Here is an 18,310-nt window from a genome sequence, read left to right as displayed (position 1 = left end):
ATCAAGTATCACCGGAAGATTCGGAAAAGCAATTAAAAAGTTCTCAGAGCAATTAATCGAGCACCAACTCGTTCACATCATTGCCTCTGATACGCATAACACAACAACAAGACCAAATGACTTACGAGCAGCCTTTGGCACAATCGAAAAGACATTCGACATCAACACTGTCTACTACTATCAAGAAAACGCGGAAACACTCGTGTACGGAGAAACAGTCTTTGCGGAACCGCCAACGCAAATGAAGAAAAAGAAATTTCTAGGGATTTTTTAAAATCACGTAGCAGCATTACCTGCTAGACCTTTCTTTTTAATTAACTGATTCCAGTCAAATCAACAGTTTGAATGGCACTACATCGGTTATGTCTCCTACCCGTTATCGTCGGAGGCACTCGACTATCCCGTGGGGAGGTTTTCCTTAGGCACCCGTTGCCGTTAGGATAGTGTGAGGGGAGGTTAGATGCCTCGGGGTAAAACCCATATGACCATTAAAAAACTTTAACCAGTGGGTCTCCTTAAAGGGGGAGTGGTGGTTAAAGTTTTTTTTTGAAGATGTTTTAAGAAGAGAAGGTGAAAAGATGTACTTTCACTAAAGCAAAGATAAAAAAGTGTTTATCATTCAAGCCATTTCCTTGTTGGGGGTGGCTTTTGTGCTTGTTTAGGAAACTATGGAACAAACCGCTTTGCGGATTTGTTTTTTTACAACTAAAAAACAACCATGTTGAAAGGAGGTTCATCCATGACCTATAAAAAAAGAATCGCTTCGCTTATATTTATCGACTCGTTTATCGTCCTGTTCTCGATTTACATAAGCTATTTCTTACTTATGCCAACAAAGAATCCGTTCACGCTTGTGCTATTAGTAAGCTCACTCGTTCTCCTAACAAGTCATCATTTTTTTGCTTATAAGTACAAGCTATATAAACGGGTATGGCAATATGCCAGTATTAACGAATTATCGGCTATCTTTAAAGCTGTCTCATTTTCAATCGTTTTAACAGCACTTGCCCAATTTGCGATGATTCAAGACATTTCATTTCGAACACTAGCTATTACATGGATGATACACATTTTACTCATCGGTGGTTCACGCTTTTCATGGCGACTCTATCGCGATTCCTATATGAGTACTCATGTTCCAAACCAACCAAGTGGAAAACGCACCCTCATCATTGGTGCTGGTAATGCAGGAACGATGATTGCTCGTCAATTAAAGCTGACAAATGATTCAGAGCTAGACCCGATAGGATTTGCAGATGATGATGTTCATAAACTCCATCTTGAAATTATGGGAATCCCGGTCTTAGGAAACGTAAAACAAATTAAGCTTCTAGTAGAAGCACACAATGTCGAGCACATCGTCATTGCGATTCCATCACTTAACCGCCAAGAACTTAATTACATTTTTCAGGAATGCTCAAAAACAAAAGTGAAAACACAAATCCTCCCACGTATCGAGGATTTAATGCTCGGCAACGTCTCTGTCAACCAATTCCGTGACGTTGAAGTAGAAGACTTACTCGGACGCGAGCCAGTTAAGCTAGACATCGACGGCATCGCTGATTATATTACGGGAAAGACCATTCTTGTAACAGGTGCAGGTGGGTCCATCGGTTCAGAGGTTTGTCGTCAAATCGCCCGCTTTACACCGAAAGAATTAGTCTTACTTGGACACGGTGAAAATAGCATTTATTCGATTGAAATGGAACTAAGAAGAACACTTCCAGACTTAAACATCTCAACCGAAATTGCAGACGTCCAAGATAGGGATAAAATGTTTTCAATTATGAACAGCAGAAAGCCGCATACTGTCTTCCATGCCGCTGCCCATAAACACGTACCATTAATGGAACGAAATCCGGAAGAAGCCGTTAAGAATAATGTCATAGGTACGAGAAATGTTGCAGAAGCTGCGAGTGCCACAAACGTAAACACCTTTGTGATGATTTCAACCGACAAAGCCGTAAACCCAACAAGTGTAATGGGCGCAACAAAGCGAATTGCCGAAATGGTCATTCAGCATATGGACATGATTAGCGATACACGCTTTGTCGCTGTTCGTTTCGGTAACGTCCTTGGCAGCCGTGGCAGTGTCATTCCATTATTCAAAGACCAAATTAAAAGCGGAGGGCCCGTAACTGTCACCCATCCAGACATGGTCCGTTATTTCATGACGATCCCCGAAGCATCCCGTCTTGTCCTGCAAGCCGGTGCCCTTGCACAAGGTGGAGAAGTCTTCGTTCTTGATATGGGCGAACCAGTAAAAATTGTCGACTTAGCGCGTAATCTTATTAAACTATCAGGTTATACAGAGGAAGAGATTCCGATTACATTCACGGGCATGCGCCCAGGTGAAAAAATGTTTGAAGAGCTTCTCGGCAAAGACGAGGTTCACGACGAACAAGTATATCCAATGATTTACCGCGGGAAGACACCACCCGTTAATATTAATGTCACGTTTGATTTGGTGGAAAGGTTTCAAGGTCAAAGCCGTGAAGTGCTGCGACAAGAGCTATTGGATATTGCGAACTTTCGAGTAGGCGGGTTGAGGAAGTTAACTGCAGTAAAATAAGTTTATACAGAGGGAATAGCTCTTTTGGAGAGGGGTATTCCATTTTTACTAAATGAAACTAGGAGTGTGAACGGATGAAGAAGGTAAGAAAAGCGATCATCCCAGCAGCTGGCCTCGGAACTAGATTCCTACCAGCAACAAAGGCAATGCCGAAAGAAATGCTACCAATCGTCGATAAACCGACCATTCAATATATTGTCGAAGAAGCCATTGAATCCGGCATCGAAGACATTATCATCGTAACAGGAAAAGGAAAACGTGCGATTGAAGACCACTTTGATCATGCATTTGAACTAGAGCAAAACCTATTTGAAAAAGGCAAGACCGATCTCCTAGAAAAAGTACTACACTCATCAAAAATGGTCGACATTCATTACATCCGTCAAAAAGAACCTAGAGGCTTAGGCCATGCCGTTTGGTGCGCGCGAAAATTTATCGGAGACGAACCATTTGCCGTATTACTAGGCGACGACATCGTACAAGCAGAAAAGCCTTGCTTACAGCAGCTTATCGAACAATACGAAGAAACCCTTTCATCTGTCGTTGGTGTCATGAAGGTTCCTGATAGCGAAACACATCGATATGGAATTGTTGATCCGATTACAGCTACTGGAAGACGGTACAGTGTTAACCAATTTGTCGAAAAACCAGCACAAGGAACAGCTCCATCAAATCTAGCAATCATGGGACGGTACATCCTAACTCCAGAAATTTTTATGTTCCTTCAGCAACAAGAAATCGGAGCAGGTGGCGAAATTCAGCTAACCGATGCCATTCAAAAATTAAACGAAATCCAACGTGTATTTGCCTATGCATATGAAGGCGACCGCTATGATGTTGGAGAGAAGATGGGCTATGTAAAAACAACAATTGAATTTGCTCTGCAAAATCCCGAGTTGAGAGATGAGTTGTTAGAGTATTTAGAGAGTGTAATGGGAAAGATGGCTGTGAAGTAGGAGAAATCCTCTGAATCTTGGTAGGTATAGCTATGAAGCGAAACTGTAAAAATCCCAAGTAAACCAAAGAGGAATGACACTGGTCGTACTTTTGTTGTTACAATAGTAGGAATCCTCTCAGCGATCACCATCCCTGCTGTGATACACCATTTAGAAAAAGCGAAAATAGAAGTTTGTAAAACAAATTTGTTAGAAGTAGATAAAAGCTATAAAATCTATTTATTTACTGATAAAAACTTGATCACTCTGATGTGCTTTTCACTCAATTTTTAGAAGGGTATAATGAAGTCCTTTGCCAAATTGAATGTGAAATGGTGTATATCGAGGGTGCTGTTAAATGTAGTTCCATCCCATCAGAAGATGAAGATGACGGAGAAGATGTTCCGTTCCTATAAAATAATGACCGTTTATCCCACTCTTATTATGTTGTGTTTGCGATGATGTAGTAGGAGTGGGTTGTTTGGTTATTTAAATATTGAATGGTGGTAGGGAACTGAGTATCATGGTTAGATTGAATGCTAGAAACCTTGAGGGATAAGGGTTTTGGGCTTTTTTGTGAGATTTAGAGATTGATTGAATGGTATATATAATAGGAAGAAACTTGTAAGGGCCTTAAAGAAGTGAATATCTAATTCGTATTTAGTTGATTGATTGAATAGATATTACGAGGTGAGTATCAGAAGTAGATAACAATTTTAGTGGTTTAGTAGTTGGTTGGAAAGTTTTGTTTCTAATTAAATACTAAGCTACTAAAGAAGTGAAAATGGAGCTGATTTTCTTTGAATAAAAATTTACTTATACTGGGTGCTGGTGGTCATGGAAGAGTAGTTAAAGAAACTGCAGTTGCGATGGATTATTTTGCAAGAATAGATTTCTTAGATGACAATTCTGATACAGAAATTGGAAAGTGTAATGATTATAAAAAGTTTATTAACGGCTACAACTATGCTTTTGTTGCATTTGGGAGCAATGAGCTAAGACTGAAGTGGATAGAAGAATTGATGGAAGCGGGTTTCAGGTTCCATTTCTGATTGATCCAACATCTTTTATAAGTCCTTCCGCTAGCATTTCAATTGGCTCCATAATATGTGCTAAAGCAGTTGTTAATACCAATGTAATAATAGAGAAGGGCTGTATCATTAGTATAGGTGCATTAATAGATCATGACAGTGTTGTTGGAGAGTATTCACATATAAATACTGGTGCAATTATTAAAGCGCACAGTAATGTGGAGCGACTAAAAAAGTTAGATATTGGAATGATTTATACCGTTGAAAATCAAATAAAAAGAACTAGTTATGAAATTGGGGGTAAGTTGAATGTATTTAAGGGTTAAGAGGTTAATAGATATTATTCTTTCTTTGATCGGACTTATTGTTTTATCGCCTGTCTACTTAATTCTTATTATTGCAATTAAATTAGATTCAAGAGGGCCAGTGCTATTTAAGCAAAAACGTGTGGGAATTAACAAGACACACTTCAACATTTTAAAGTTCCGTACTATGAGAATAGATACGCCTAAGGACACTCCAACTCATTTATTAGAAAATCCAGAACAATACATTACTAAAATGGGTAAGTTCTTGAGAAAGACTTCTCTTGATGAGCTACCTCAAATTTGGAATATCTTTGTGGGTCAAATGAGTATTATTGGTCCAAGACCGGCATTATGGAATCAGTATGATTTGATAGCCGAACGTGATAAGTATGGTGCTAATGATGTTCCACCTGGTCTTACTGGTTGGGCGCAGGTTAATGGTAGAGATGAACTTCCAATTGAGGTGAAGGCGAAGTTGGACGGGGAATATGTGGAAAAGCTTAATTTTTGGATGGATACTAAGTGCTTCTTTTTGACCATCGTAAGTGTTTTGAAGGGTGATGGGGTTGTTGAAGGTGGGAATAGAAAAAGTGAAGAAATTACTGGAACTAAGTTGCCCGGTTCTTCAGAAAGTAAATAGAATATTAGAGGTGTTGAAATGCTATTAATCACAGGGATTACTGGACATACAGGAAGATACTTTTTACAAGAACTTATTAACAATAAATATGAAGGTGCTATTCGCTGTATTGTTAGAGATACTTCTGATACTTCATTATTAGATGACAGCGGATTAAATATAGAGAAAGTTGTCGGTGATATAAGGGATAAGCAGTTTCTGGATGAATGTATGAAAGGTATTGATACAATAGTTCATATCGTAAATATCAGACATACAATACCTATTATCAAAGCAGCTATTAATAATAATGTACAGAGAGCTATATGTGTGCATACTACCGGTATTTATTCAAAATTCAAAATAGCATCAGAGGAATATAAAATTATTGAGGCTGAACTTTATAAATTACTTGAGGCTGTTGATATAAAGGTGACAATATTACGACCAACTATGATTTACGGTGATTTATGTGATCATAACATGAGTAGATTTATTAAGATGGTAGATAGATTTAGACTCTTTCCAGTAATAAATCATGGCAAAGGTTTAATACAACCCGTAAATGCACGGGATCTCGGGAAAGCATATTATAATGTTCTTATGCTTCCTGTTGAGAAGGCCCGATCAGAATATAATTTATCGGGAGAGAAGCCTATTACAATGCTTGAAGCATTTAAGTTGATAAATGAAAGCCTTGGAAAGAATAGAACCTTCATTAGTTTCCCTTTAAATTTTGGAGTGTTTTTAGCTAGATGCTTAAAAACAGGAACTCTTGGAAAAGTTGATTATGTGGAAAAAGTCCAACGAATGAGTGAAGATCGCTGCTTTTCACACGAAGAAGCAAAAGAAGATTTTAGATATAGTCCTGAACCTTTCGATATTGGGATAGCAAGAGAAGTTGAGGAGTATCTTAAAAGAAAGTAGGTAAAGTTTAAAATGGGAAAGAGAATATTGATTCTATCAAATCATTTTATTACATTATATAACTTTAGAAAGGAATTAATTGTTAAATTAATCGAGGATGGGCATGATGTATTTATTTCCATCCCAGAATCTAACGATAATACTTTTTTTAGTGATTTAGGATGTAAAATTATTATTACCCCTGTAGACCGACGAGGTGTAAATCCTATAAGGGATATTCGTCTTGTTTTAAATTATATTAAGATTATGAAACGGTTAAAACCCGATATTATTTTCTCATATACAATTAAACCTAATATATATGGATGTATAGCATCTAATCTTACGAACAATAAACAAGTTAGTAATATTACAGGTACAGGTGCAACTTTCTTAAAAGCAAATACTGTTAGTTTAATAGCAAAAATGCTGTATAAAGTTTCCCTAAAGAGGTCTTATAAAGTATTTTTTCAAAATAGTGGGGATAAAGATTTTTTTGTTGAAAATAAAATGATAAATAACAATTATGCAATGCTACCTGGTTCAGGAGTAAACTTAGAACAATATCCACTGTGTGATTTGCCTTCTGAAGATGAGGTTAATTTTATTTTCATAGGAAGAATAATGGAATTAAAAGGGATAGATCAGTACCTTGAGTGCGCTAAGGTAATTAAAGAACGGTATCCAAAGACAAACTTTTTTATTGCAGGATTTATTGAAGAAGAAAAGTATAAGGATATTATTGATACCTATAGTAAAAGAGGAATTATAAAATATTTAGGATTTCAAAAGGATATTAAGTCATGGATTAAAAGGTGTCATTGTACAATCTTGCCCTCACATGGTGGTGAAGGAGTGCCAAATGTCTTATTGGAATCAGCAGCATTGGGCAGGATTTGCATTGCATCAGATATTAATGGTTCAAAAGATGTAGTAGATGATGGAGTGACTGGATATTTGTTCGAAACTGGAAATTCGATTGATTTAATAGCACAAGTTGAGAAACTCTTAATATTGGATTTTGAATCTAAAAAGCATATGGGCTTAGCAGGCAGAAATAAAGTTGAAAGAGAATTTGACAGAAACATAGTCATAAATGCTTACATGGATTTGCTAAAAAAATAAAAAATACGTATCCTTTATATAATATTTGGATTGATGTGTTGTTAGCCTAAATTCATTTGTTCAGAGAAAACAAATTTTTATAAGGATAATGATGATAATACTATAAAAATAGATGTATTTCTTCGTTTAGGTTATAGATCAAAGTAATATAAAGACTTGGGAGTGTTTTATATATCTTACAAATTTATGGAGAGCATAAAATTATTAAGGAAAAATGAAATTATCCTTTCTAGCATAACTACTTTTATTTTAAAGTTTTTTAGTTTTAGCTCGCTCTATATTATTAATTTTATTATTGCGAAAAATTTAGGTTCTGAAGAACTTGGTATTTTTAGCTTATTTTTGGTTTTTTATAACTTAATAGTGATCATTGGATTACTTGGTTTAGACACTGGGTTATTAAGATTTATTCCCCAATATAATAAAAATCACCTTATTTATAGATTGCATAACATTTTAAATAAATCAGTTATTGTCTTGGGGATTTGGAGTGCAATTCTTATAGTAATATTATTGATAATTTCTAGTATATTATTAGAAAGTTTTTTTAGCGGTTTGCAGAAAGACTTTTTATTTTATTTATTTATAATAATTTCTCCTTTAATAATTTTTTCTAAATACTATTCTGTTGTTTTAAGAGGATTTAAATCTATTGGATTATCAATTTTATTTGACAATTTATTACACAGGGTTCTTATTTTATTTTTTTTGCTAACTGTAATTACACTAAATATAAAAACAGACAACCTTTCCATTCTTACTTTTTTATTAGCATTGATTGTTGGTTCGTTGTTTATTTTGCCAATAGGGTGGAAAATTAAAAGAAAAAATGTAAGAAGGAATGGTTTAATTCAACAAAAGGATAATTTTAGTGTTAAGGAAATCTTAAAAATTACTGTCCCAATGTTTCTTACATCCTCAATGTTGTTTTTGGCTGGTTGGACTGACTCTCTAATGATCGCTTCATTCTTGGATTCTTCATCAGTAGGTGTTTATACTGTTTGTTTACAGTTATCATTTTTAATAAATTTTTCCTTAATCGGTATTCACACTGTTATTACACCTAAATTTTCAGAGTTGTTTTGGAATAATCAAATTATTGAACTTAAAAATACTGTGAAGAATTCTGCGAAATTTACATTTTGGAGTTCAGTACCTATACTCATTATATTGGTTGTGTTCTCTAAAGATATACTAGGTATCTACGGAGATGAGTTTGAAAAAGCGTATTTGGTTTTAATTATTTTGTGTTCTAGCCAATTAATAAGGAGTTGTATAGGTCTTGTTTTTCAACTATTAAATATGACAGGACACGAAAAGATAACTAATAGAATACTAATAATAACATTGGTAATTAATATACTAACAAATGCAATTTTAATTCCAATATATGATTTACTTGGGGCGGCCATAGCAACTTTTGTTAGTAACGCCATAAGGGATATCTCATCTTCATATTTTGCATACAAGAAATTCAAATTTCCAACATGGTATTTACCTTCATTTAAAAAGAATAAGGTGTTGTAAATGTTTACTAGAAAAAAACTTTTAAGTTTACTAATGATAATTACGTTATCAATTGCTATAGGATTATTATCTAATATCGATCTTATATATAATTCTATTTTTTATAAGCACTCGGTATCTTCTGTAAAAGATGCATTTTTTATATTATTAATAATATTTTTAGGATTTTTATTAGTATATTATATTGCACCTAAAAGAGTGTTTAAAATAGTTTTAATTGGATATGTTTTAAGAATATTAGTGCTGTTATTAATCGCAATTTATGATATCCTCCCATATGCCTTTGATACTCAGTGGCATGAAATATCCTATTATTTGTTAGATGATTGGAAAAAAGGGATTTTAAACTTAGATACAAATACTGGGACTAATGTTAAATACTATACTTTGCTTACTACTTTTGTTTATTTTGTTTTTGGATATAATCCAATTTATATGATGCTTGCAAATGTCATTTTTGGAACTATAACATTAGTTTTTGTCTATAAAATGGCACTAAAGTTATTTAGTAATAATCAAGTTGCTGTTATTGGTTTGTTAATAATGACCTTCTGGCCAACACACATTCTTTTTTCAGCAATGCATATGCGAGATTCATTGAGTACGTTGCTAATAGTACTATTAATGTATGAATTTATTAAGTGGATGGATAATTCAAATCTAAAGCATCTTTTTTTCTGCTTCCTCTTATTACTTTTAAATGCATTAATAAGGGAACAAAATGCTTTATTAAATTTAGTATCAATAGCTCCTTTTTATTTATATTTATCCGTTAAAAAGTCAAATAAATTATTAGTGCCGGTAATCATTCAATTATCAATAATTTCCGTCTTTACAATCTTTGTATTTCTCAGTTTAAGTGGATTTTTAGATAAAGTTAGTTTGGATTATTTTGTGAGAGAAATGAGTTGGAGAACAAAAGGAGAAGCACTATATTTGGAATGGATGACTTATAATAGTTGGTTTGATATATTACTTTATTCACCGATAAGGATTTTCTATTTTATGTACACACCTTTTATTTGGACTGTTACAGACTTAACACAATTTCTTTCATTTTTAGAAAGTTCATTTCTGTTATTAATTTCTTTATTTATACTATTAAATTTTAGAAGGGCTTTTATTTCTACTGAAAAGAAAATACAACTTTTATTTATACTTGCTTTTTTAATGATTGGGATAGCTGCGAATGCATCTATTGATTCTAACGTTGGAACAGCAATCAGGCATAAACTACAATATTTACATGTGTTATTTATTCTTTTCTCATATGTCTACTACGTAAAAAGAAACCACATTGTGCAATCAAATAAAAGAAAGTAGTAAATATGGATGAAATTATCCTAAGGAGAATTGAATAGATATCTTGTTTTGTATATACGTAATATTTGTTCAATCAAAATTACAAGGAGAAGTGAACGGAGTATGATAAATGAGCTTAAAGTTAAATCTAATTTACTTAAAGGTGATATGTTTGAAGGTATTAACCACAGAACGATAGATGGTGGTTGTTTGATTTACGCTGATGATACAGGGAGTTCAGACCTACTAGTGTATATTGACAAAACATATGTAGGCGTATTCGATCAATGGACTAAGTTAGAAAATTCATTAAAGGAAAAAAAATTATTAAAAGTTTCTAAAACGGGTTGTCAATTTTTGTTAGGGAATGGTTTTGTTCCACCTCCTTTTACACTTTATAAAAATGTTTTACGACTAACATACGGTGATAGATTAAAAGTAAACTTTAATAATGACAAGGTTAAGTATTTTGTTGAGTTTCCCTATTTCAGTAGTAACTCAAAAAATAATTCTGACTTCTCTACATCATACCTTAAAAGTTGTTTAAGTGAATCAGTTAGCTCATTGTCTAATATGGACAAGCCAATATATTTTATGCAGAGTTCCGGTAAGGATTCTATTGGCTTACTGATTGCACTAAATGAGGCTAACGTTAAAAATGTTCATTCAATTACTTATAATCCAAAATATAAAGAAGAAGAAGCAGAAGATGCGAAAAATATTGCAAATAAATTTGGATATAATCATACAGTGGTTAATTCAAACCCAGTCAAAGAGTACGAAGCTTTGGAAAAATTCTGTGAAAAAAGTCCGATAATAAACGCAGACTACGCATTTATTCCATACATCTTTTCTCTACAATCAGTAAATGCTGTAGATTCTGTAATAATAGATGGTATGGGTAATGATATTTACATGGGACATATACCACCCAAAATAGAAACTTATCTAAAAAAAGTTTCTGTTGCAAAATTTTTACCTGTTTTACCCAAGATATTTGAAGTACCACCGGTTGGGGATAAAGGGACTTATTTACTAAAGTCAATGTTAATGCAACCTACAGAAAGGGTTAACTCGGGTAGCCATGTTGCCCATTCAAAGGTATTATCGTTGTTCCCTCAAAAAACTTATTATGATAGTTTTTTTGAAACTTTGTATAAAAAATACAAACATCTAAACGAAGTAGATTTAAGAGCGTATGTAAGAGGAAGGCTTTTTGATAATGCTTCTTGCATGGAAAAGGGAAGAATAGCAGCGGAAAGTATGTCATCCAAAACAATTTTTCCATTTACAGATGAAAAATTAATAGATTATTATTTTAATTTAAGGCAAGATTTAAGATATAACATAGAAGAAAGAGTGAACAAAGTTTCACTAAGAAAAATGATTAATAAAGAAATGTCCAATGGTTTGAGGTATTTAAATGAAAAAGGGTCATTTAGATTTAACGTTATGAAATTTATAGATATAAATAAAGAAAAAATCTTTAATGAGATCAAAAATGCTGACAATATAGTACCAGGAATATATAAAGTGTTTACATTTTATTGGAAGAGAAAAAATAATTATGTTTTTAATGGGGCGCTTCATCATTTGATAGTGCTATCATTATGGTTGAATCGAAGAGAGACTGAAACAATATTTGATTTACAGCAGGATTATCCTGATTTTGAAATTGATATTGAATTTAACTTCTAATTTATTGTTGTAAAAAATTAGTTCACCAAATAATAATAAACTGTTTTTTATTAATAGCCTTAATATGCTGAAAGGTTTTATTTTTTTGTCTAAAGTGAAAATCCGAATTAAGAAAACTAGATTAAAAAATTTGTATAGATTTAGTAAATTTTGCAGCTGTAATTACAGTTATTCTTTTAGAAATAAACAAGATTCTGTAAGGAAATTTGTATTTATTAGGAGATGGTTATTTGTCTACAATAAATATATGCTTATTAGGGTATGGTACTGTAGGTAAGGGAGTATATAATACTATAAAAACACATCAATAAAAACTTAAGTTTTTATTAGGTAAAGAAGTTAAAGTTGTAGGAATCCTTGTCAAGAATATTGAAAAGCATATTACGCCGGATCAGGATGTAACTTTAAGTAATAAATTTAATGACATGATTAATATTCCAAATGTTAATGTAGTAATAGATGCGATGATAGGGGTAGACCATACAACTAAATATTTAAGACAGGCTATTAAAAAAGGGTGTCATGTGATTACCGCAAATAAAGAAATGTTTGCCCAAAAAAGCTTAGAATTATTAAATTTAGCAAAGAAAAATAATGTTACAATTGGCTTTGAAGCTACGGTTGCAGGTGGTATTCCTATTATTCAAACCTTAAAAAAGTTAATAAATGTAAATGAAGTTTATCAAATTCAAGGTATTTTAAATGGGACGTCAAATTTTATATTAACAAGCATGAGAGAGAATAAAATCTCCTTTGAGAAAGCACTAATAAAAGCACAAGAAATGGGGTATGCAGAGGCAGATCCAACAAATGATATTGAAGGAATAGATGCTTTTTATAAAGGTGTTATTTTAAGTGAATTAGTTTTTGGCTCACAACCTATCTGGAATAAGGTTAGAAAGAAAGGGAACTCAAATATAAGTGATAAACTTATTCAAAGTGGAAATGATCTGGGATTAAGATTCAAGCATGTTGTTACAATTGATAAACGATTAGAAAAAATCAACCTTACTGTACAACCTGTTCTTGTTTCTGAAAATCATCCATTCTATCGAGTGGAAGGTGTGGAAAATGCTATTCTAATTTCTAGTGATATTGTGGGAAATATTTGCTTACAAGGTCCTGGAGCTGGTATGTATCCAACATCCAGCGCTATAATTGAAGACTTAATTCATATTGAAGATAAAAATCAATTACCGAGGGTTAGTAGTAAAGGATATACACAAAAAATAATTGATCCTCTTCATTATTGGTTAATTGTACAAGATAAAAGTAGGGTGCTTAATACCAATAATATAAGTTTTATAGACCATATAAATGACTTGTTTTCCTTAGTGCAAGCAACAGAGCAAACAATATATACTTTGTTTGGAAAAGGTGAAATTTGCGAATTTTATCAAATATATGGCTAACCAAAGCGACAAGCAATACAAGCTTAATGTAATAGTACAGAAAATAAATTAAAATATTAATGTTTTTTTGAAGATAACAATAATTTAGATTGTTGCAGGAGCAGGGAGAAAAGTAACAAGGTATGAGGCTAAAGAAAGTTTGATTATATTAAAGAAAATTTATTAAATGGATTGTTTCTGATTCAAAGGTGAATTCATCATTAATCTATGGTATTAAATAAGGAGTAAAGGGTGTTCGAAAATGTATAAAATAGCAGTAGCAGGAACAGGGTACGTCGGTTTAGTTGCCGGCGTTTGTTTTGCTGAAGTAGGCCACCAAGTAACCTGTGTTGATATTGATGAAAAAAAAGTAGATTTAATGAAATCTGGAGTTTCTCCAATTTATGAAACAGGTTTAGAAGAGTTAATGCAAAAAAATTATGCTACTGGAGGAATTGAGTATACCACTGACTTCAAATCAGCCTATAAAGATGCTGATGCAATTTTCATTGGTGTTGGTACACCTGAACAATCGGATGGTTCTGCAAATCTATCATACATTGCTACAGTTGCTAGACAAATTGCTGAATCGGTAGAAAAAGATTGTCTAGTTGTCGTCAAATCGACAGTTCCGGTTGGTACTAATGATAAAGTAGAGCAGTTTATTCAGGACTTTTTAGTCGAAGATGTGAAAATAGAAGTAGCATCAAACCCTGAATTCTTAGCGCAAGGCTCCGCCGTTCATGATACTCTTCATGCTGAGAGAATCATTATCGGAACAGAAAGTAAATGGGCTGAGGAATTATTAACGAAAATTTATGAGCCGTTTCATTTACCGATTGTTTCAGTAAATAGAAGATCGGCAGAAATGATAAAATATGCGTCCAATGACTTCCTTGCATTAAAAATCTCTTATATGAATGACATAGCTAATCTTTGTGAATTGGTTGGAGCGGATATTCAGGATGTAGCTAAGGGAATGAGCTTTGATGAGCGTATTGGAAGTAAGTTTTTAAATGCAGGGATTGGCTTTGGCGGGTCATGCTTCCCTAAAGATACAAAAGCGCTAGACTACATTGCAAAGCAGCATGGTTATGAATTACGAACGGTTAAGGCTGCAATTGATGTAAATACTGATCAAAAAACAATGCTATATAAAAAAGCGAGTAAAAGACTTATTACGTTCAATGGTCTGAAGGTAGCTGTATTAGGGTTAACATTTAAACCAGGAACTGATGATTTACGTGAAGCGGCATCTCTTGAGAATGTACCATTATTACTAGAGCAAGGTGCAGATATTTATGCGTTTGACCCTGTAGGTGCTGATAACTTTGCAAAAGTACATCCAGAAGGAAAAAATGGCAAAGGCAGTATTACGTATGTTACGAATATTGAAGATGCATTAAATGGGGCGAATGTTTGCTTTATCTTTACTGAGTGGGGAGAGGTTAAAGCAGTTACTCCTGGAAAGTATCAGGAGTTAATGAGAACACCGCTAGTATATGACGGAAGAAATATTTATAGTATTACGGAAATGCAGCAAGCAGGGGTGGAGTATCACTCTATTGGAAGAAAGGCTGTAGAGAGAGAAGTTGTAAAGGAGTCGGGAAATCTTGAGTTACAAACCGCTAGACCCTAGTAAAGTGTATCTTATTACTGGAACAGCAGGTTTCATTGGGTATTACTTATCTAAGAAACTATTAGAGAGTGGCTGCGAAGTAATAGGTATTGATAATTTAAATGATTACTATGATGTGAACCTTAAAATGGATCGTCTGGAACAACTTCAACCTTTTGATAAGTTTACATTTATTAAATCAGATTTATCGGACAAGCCTACAATCAATAGTATCTTTGATAAGTATAAGCCTAATGTGGTGGTAAACTTAGCAGCACAAGCTGGAGTTAGGTATTCAATTGAAAATCCAGATGTTTATATTCAAAGCAATATCATTGGCTTTTATAACATCCTTGAAGCTTGCAGACATAATCCAGTAGAACATCTTGTTTATGCATCTTCTAGTTCCGTTTACGGAGCTAATAAAAAGGTACCATTTGAAGAAACGGACTTTGTAGATACTCCCGTATCACTTTATGCATCTACGAAGAAGTCAAATGAATTGATGGCTCATACGTATAGCCATTTATATAAAATTCCAGCCACAGGTCTACGTTTCTTTACAGTGTACGGCCCAATGGGGAGACCAGACATGGCTTACTTTGGTTTTACTGATAAATACTTTGCTGGTGAACCGATTAAGATCTTTAATAACGGTGATTTTGAAAATGATCTTTATCGTGACTTCACATATATAGATGATATCGTTGAGGGAATAGAACGACTTATCGGTAAACCGCCGTTTGATGCTGTTCCTCATAAGGTGTTTAACATCGGTAACAATAATCCGGAAAAGCTGATGACGTTTATTAATACATTGGAGAAGACTTTAAGCAAAGCTTTAGGAAGAGAAGTGCAGTTTGAAAAGGTGTTTGAACCAATTAAGCCAGGAGATGTTCCTGCTACGTATGCTTCAACTGATTTATTGCAGGAAGCTGTAGGATTTAAGCCGAAAACTTCGATTGAAGAGGGTCTGCAGAAGTTTGCTGATTGGTATGTAGATTATTATAAGAAGTAAGGAATACCCACTTAGCTAGAGGCTTAGTGGGTTTATTTAATGATTCCTTAATTTTGAAAATGGCATATTGTTAACAACGGTGATAAAATCCCCAATATAAACGGTTAAAAATTCCCCAAATTTAGCGGATAATGGTCTCGATACACAAATTCTTGGAGTGGAGAGACATTAGACATGATAGAGATAGGGGAATTTTTTATGATTAAAGAACTTTATCAGAAAGGGTGGACAATCAGCGCTATCGCTGAAGAAACTGGATTTGACCGAAAGACTGTAAGAAAATACATTAATCAGTCTGAACTGCCGCAATACAAGACTCGTAAGCAGAAGAAGGTAGACAAGAAGAGGAAATTAGAAGACTACGAGGATTATATACTTTCCAGGTTGAAAGAAGGTACTACAAATTGTGTTGTTCTCTTAGAGGAAATTCAAGCAATGGGTTACAAAGGCCAAATGACAATACTTCGAGATTTTGTGAGGGTATATCGACAAAAGCCAAATAAGCAAGGAAGTGTCAGGTACGAAACACCTCCCGGTTTACAAGCTCAAATGGATTGGGGTGAATTAGGGGAACATTTCGTTGATGGTAAGTTACAGAAACTTTATGTATTTGTAATAGTATTAGGCTTTTCACGTATGAAGTATATGGAGATTACTACTACTATGAATTTAGAACAGTTAATGAAATGTCACATGAATGCTTTTGCCTATTTTAATGGAGTCCCTAAACAGATCTTATATGACAATATGAAAACCGTTGTAATAAAACACTCACCAACAGAAATTCGTTTTAATCGTAAATTTGAAGAGTTCCTTGCCTACTATGGGATTGTTCCTAAGGCTTGTAAACCAGCTCGACCTCAAACAAAAGGCAAAGTGGAAAGTGCTGTTGGTTACTTAAAGAAGAACTTTATGCAGCGGAAGTTAGAGCCCTCTCTAATAAAAATGAATGAAAGCTTACAAATATGGTTAGACAATGTAGCGAATAAAAAACCAAATCAAACAACTAAAGAAGCGCCAATCGAAAGGTTTAATTATGAGCAGGATCATTTACTTAACTGGAATGAGCGCCCTATGTTCCCTATTAATAAGTGGACCCAATCAACTGTAAGTCCTCAAGGTTTAATAGAGTACGAAGGGAAACAATATTCTGTTCCAATTAGATTTAAAGGTGTTAACGTAAAGGTAAAACAAACATTAGACCATCATATAGAGATTTACGATGATTTAGAATGTATAGCCTCTCATCCCCTTATTACTGGGAAGGCACAATCATTAACTCAAATGGATCATTACCGAGAGAAAGAAAAAAAGGAGAAAAACGTGACAACAAAAGGTTTGGCGACCCATCACGATTCTCTCCTTGGACCTAAAGTGGAACAACGTTCCCTTCAAGTGTATGAAGAACAGTCAAAAGCAGGTGAAACAAAATGAATAACGAGCTCTTAACTGAACGTTTACACGCTGTTGGCTTTACGATAACTGCTCAACAAATTGAAGCAATTCTCGAAGATGCCTCTAAACATAATGTACCATACTCTGAGTTCCTAGACACTCTTTTAAAACAAGAAATTGAATTACTTGAAAACAAAGATTTGGAAAGACGTATTAATAAAGCAAAATTACCATATTTAAAGAGAATTGAAGATTTTGATTTCGCATTTCAGACAAGTGTTAGTGAAAGAAGAATTAAAGAAATAATGACATGTAGATTTATTGATAATGGGGATAATATCTTACTTTTGGGACCTCCCGGTGTAGGTAAAACCCATCTTGCGATTGGGATTGCACTTGAAGCATTAAATAAAGGTTATACAGCCCACTATACACGTTGTGATGATTTCATCACAATGTGTAAGAAAGCTGATGAACGCAACACAACAAGTCGCTTAGTAAATAAGTTATCTAAGTTTAATGTACTCGTTTTGGATGAAATGGGATACTTCCCGTTTGATGAGTTAAGTGCAAACCTCCTGTTTCAAATCATCTCAAAGAGATATGAAGAGGGGTCAATTATTATAACCTCTAATAAATCATATATAGAATGGGGGAAAATCTTTGGAGATGATGTTTTAGCAACCGCTGTTTTAGATCGGCTGCTTCATCACTCCACTACATTTAACATGAAAGGAGAATCCTATCGATTAAAGGAAAAACAGAAGGCTGGAATTCAGCCGATAGTAGCAAAGTGATGATATTGGGGATTTTTCAACCGCTGAAAATGGGGAATTTTAATCCGTTGTTGACAATATTATTAATG

15 protein-coding genes and 1 pseudogene are annotated in these 18,310 nt (G+C 33.8%); all 16 read left to right on the top strand.

Features of this window, described 5'->3' with window-relative positions:
• On the top strand, positions 1-274 hold a 274-nt coding region (locus B1R93_RS23210), incomplete at its 5' end, for a CpsB/CapC family capsule biosynthesis tyrosine phosphatase (protein ID WP_342587525.1).
• A 465-nt stretch (positions 275-739) separates the two neighbouring features.
• Positions 740-2,572, top strand: coding sequence for a polysaccharide biosynthesis protein (locus B1R93_RS12765; RefSeq protein ID WP_088104329.1), 1,833 nt, complete (start codon positions 740-742; stop codon positions 2,570-2,572).
• A gap of 74 nt (positions 2,573-2,646) precedes the next feature.
• Entirely contained in the window at positions 2,647-3,528 is an 882-nt protein-coding gene (gene galU, locus B1R93_RS12760) for a UTP--glucose-1-phosphate uridylyltransferase GalU (RefSeq protein WP_088104328.1), read from the top strand.
• Between the two features lie 779 nt (positions 3,529-4,307).
• Complete coding sequence (locus B1R93_RS12755) at positions 4,308-4,559, top strand: PglD-related sugar-binding protein (RefSeq protein WP_088104327.1); 252 nt, start codon at positions 4,308-4,310, stop codon at positions 4,557-4,559.
• Positions 4,514-4,864: an LbetaH domain-containing protein gene (locus B1R93_RS12750; protein ID WP_088104326.1), complete on the top strand. Its 351-nt coding sequence runs from the start codon at positions 4,514-4,516 to the stop codon at positions 4,862-4,864. The genes B1R93_RS12755 and B1R93_RS12750 overlap by 46 nt, the downstream gene beginning before the upstream one ends.
• Positions 4,848-5,486: a sugar transferase gene (locus B1R93_RS12745; RefSeq protein ID WP_088104325.1), complete on the top strand. Its 639-nt coding sequence runs from the start codon at positions 4,848-4,850 to the stop codon at positions 5,484-5,486. Before B1R93_RS12750 ends, B1R93_RS12745 begins: the two co-directional genes overlap by 17 nt.
• An 18-nt stretch (positions 5,487-5,504) precedes the next feature.
• Complete coding sequence (locus B1R93_RS12740; protein ID WP_088104324.1) at positions 5,505-6,392, top strand: NAD-dependent epimerase/dehydratase family protein; 888 nt, start codon at positions 5,505-5,507, stop codon at positions 6,390-6,392.
• Between the two features lie 12 nt (positions 6,393-6,404).
• The gene (locus B1R93_RS12735) at positions 6,405-7,496 is read left to right on the top strand and encodes a glycosyltransferase family 4 protein (RefSeq protein WP_088104323.1); all 1,092 of its coding nucleotides are present in this window, start codon (positions 6,405-6,407) and stop codon (positions 7,494-7,496) included.
• Positions 7,497-7,658: 162 nt separating this feature from the next.
• A complete protein-coding gene (locus B1R93_RS12730; RefSeq protein ID WP_165763805.1) occupies positions 7,659-9,023 on the top strand; it encodes an oligosaccharide flippase family protein in 1,365 nt (454 codons plus the stop codon).
• A complete protein-coding gene (locus B1R93_RS12725) occupies positions 9,024-10,346 on the top strand; it encodes a glycosyltransferase family 39 protein (RefSeq protein WP_088104321.1) in 1,323 nt (440 codons plus the stop codon).
• A gap of 102 nt (positions 10,347-10,448) precedes the next feature.
• Positions 10,449-12,023, top strand: a complete 1,575-nt coding sequence (locus B1R93_RS12720; protein ID WP_088104320.1) for an asparagine synthase-related protein — start codon at positions 10,449-10,451, stop codon at positions 12,021-12,023.
• A gap of 335 nt (positions 12,024-12,358) precedes the next feature.
• Positions 12,359-13,435: pseudogene (locus B1R93_RS12715) on the top strand (homoserine dehydrogenase); the annotation flags it as partial.
• Between the two features lie 241 nt (positions 13,436-13,676).
• Positions 13,677-15,053 carry a UDP-glucose dehydrogenase family protein gene (locus B1R93_RS12710; protein WP_088104319.1) on the top strand — a complete coding sequence of 459 codons (1,377 nt, stop codon included), beginning with the start codon at positions 13,677-13,679 and terminating at the stop codon, positions 15,051-15,053.
• Positions 15,028-16,050, top strand: coding sequence for a GDP-mannose 4,6-dehydratase (locus B1R93_RS12705; RefSeq protein ID WP_088104318.1), 1,023 nt, complete (start codon positions 15,028-15,030; stop codon positions 16,048-16,050). The genes B1R93_RS12710 and B1R93_RS12705 overlap by 26 nt, the downstream gene beginning before the upstream one ends.
• A 174-nt stretch (positions 16,051-16,224) precedes the next feature.
• Positions 16,225-17,484: an IS21 family transposase gene (istA, locus tag B1R93_RS12700; protein ID WP_088102891.1), complete on the top strand. Its 1,260-nt coding sequence runs from the start codon at positions 16,225-16,227 to the stop codon at positions 17,482-17,484.
• Positions 17,481-18,242, top strand: a complete 762-nt coding sequence (gene istB / locus B1R93_RS12695; RefSeq protein WP_088102892.1) for an IS21-like element helper ATPase IstB — start codon at positions 17,481-17,483, stop codon at positions 18,240-18,242. Before istA ends, istB begins: the two co-directional genes overlap by 4 nt.
• The last annotated feature ends 68 nt before the right edge of the window (positions 18,243-18,310 follow it).

Source organism: Halalkalibacter urbisdiaboli, assembly GCF_002156385.1.
GTDB lineage: Bacteria > Bacillota > Bacilli > Bacillales > Bacillaceae_D > Halalkalibacter_A > Halalkalibacter_A urbisdiaboli.
Note: the sequence above shows the minus strand (reverse complement) of the source record. Positions and strands in the feature narration are given on the sequence as shown.

Excerpts from the sequence above, each read along its gene's own strand:
- B1R93_RS12765 (WP_088104329.1), top strand. The coding sequence starts at position 740 with ATGACCTATAAAAAAAGAATCGCTTCGCTTATATTTATCGACTCGTTT.
- galU (WP_088104328.1), top strand. The coding sequence starts at position 2,647 with ATGAAGAAGGTAAGAAAAGCGATCATCCCAGCAGCTGGCCTCGGAACT.
- B1R93_RS12745 (WP_088104325.1), top strand. The coding sequence starts at position 4,848 with ATGTATTTAAGGGTTAAGAGGTTAATAGATATTATTCTTTCTTTGATC.
- B1R93_RS12740 (WP_088104324.1), top strand. The coding sequence starts at position 5,505 with ATGCTATTAATCACAGGGATTACTGGACATACAGGAAGATACTTTTTA.
- B1R93_RS12735 (WP_088104323.1), top strand. The coding sequence starts at position 6,405 with ATGGGAAAGAGAATATTGATTCTATCAAATCATTTTATTACATTATAT.
- B1R93_RS12725 (WP_088104321.1), top strand. The coding sequence starts at position 9,024 with ATGTTTACTAGAAAAAAACTTTTAAGTTTACTAATGATAATTACGTTA.
- B1R93_RS12720 (WP_088104320.1), top strand. The coding sequence starts at position 10,449 with ATGATAAATGAGCTTAAAGTTAAATCTAATTTACTTAAAGGTGATATG.
- B1R93_RS12710 (WP_088104319.1), top strand. The coding sequence starts at position 13,677 with ATGTATAAAATAGCAGTAGCAGGAACAGGGTACGTCGGTTTAGTTGCC.
- istA (WP_088102891.1), top strand. The coding sequence starts at position 16,225 with ATGATAGAGATAGGGGAATTTTTTATGATTAAAGAACTTTATCAGAAA.
- istB (WP_088102892.1), top strand. The coding sequence starts at position 17,481 with ATGAATAACGAGCTCTTAACTGAACGTTTACACGCTGTTGGCTTTACG.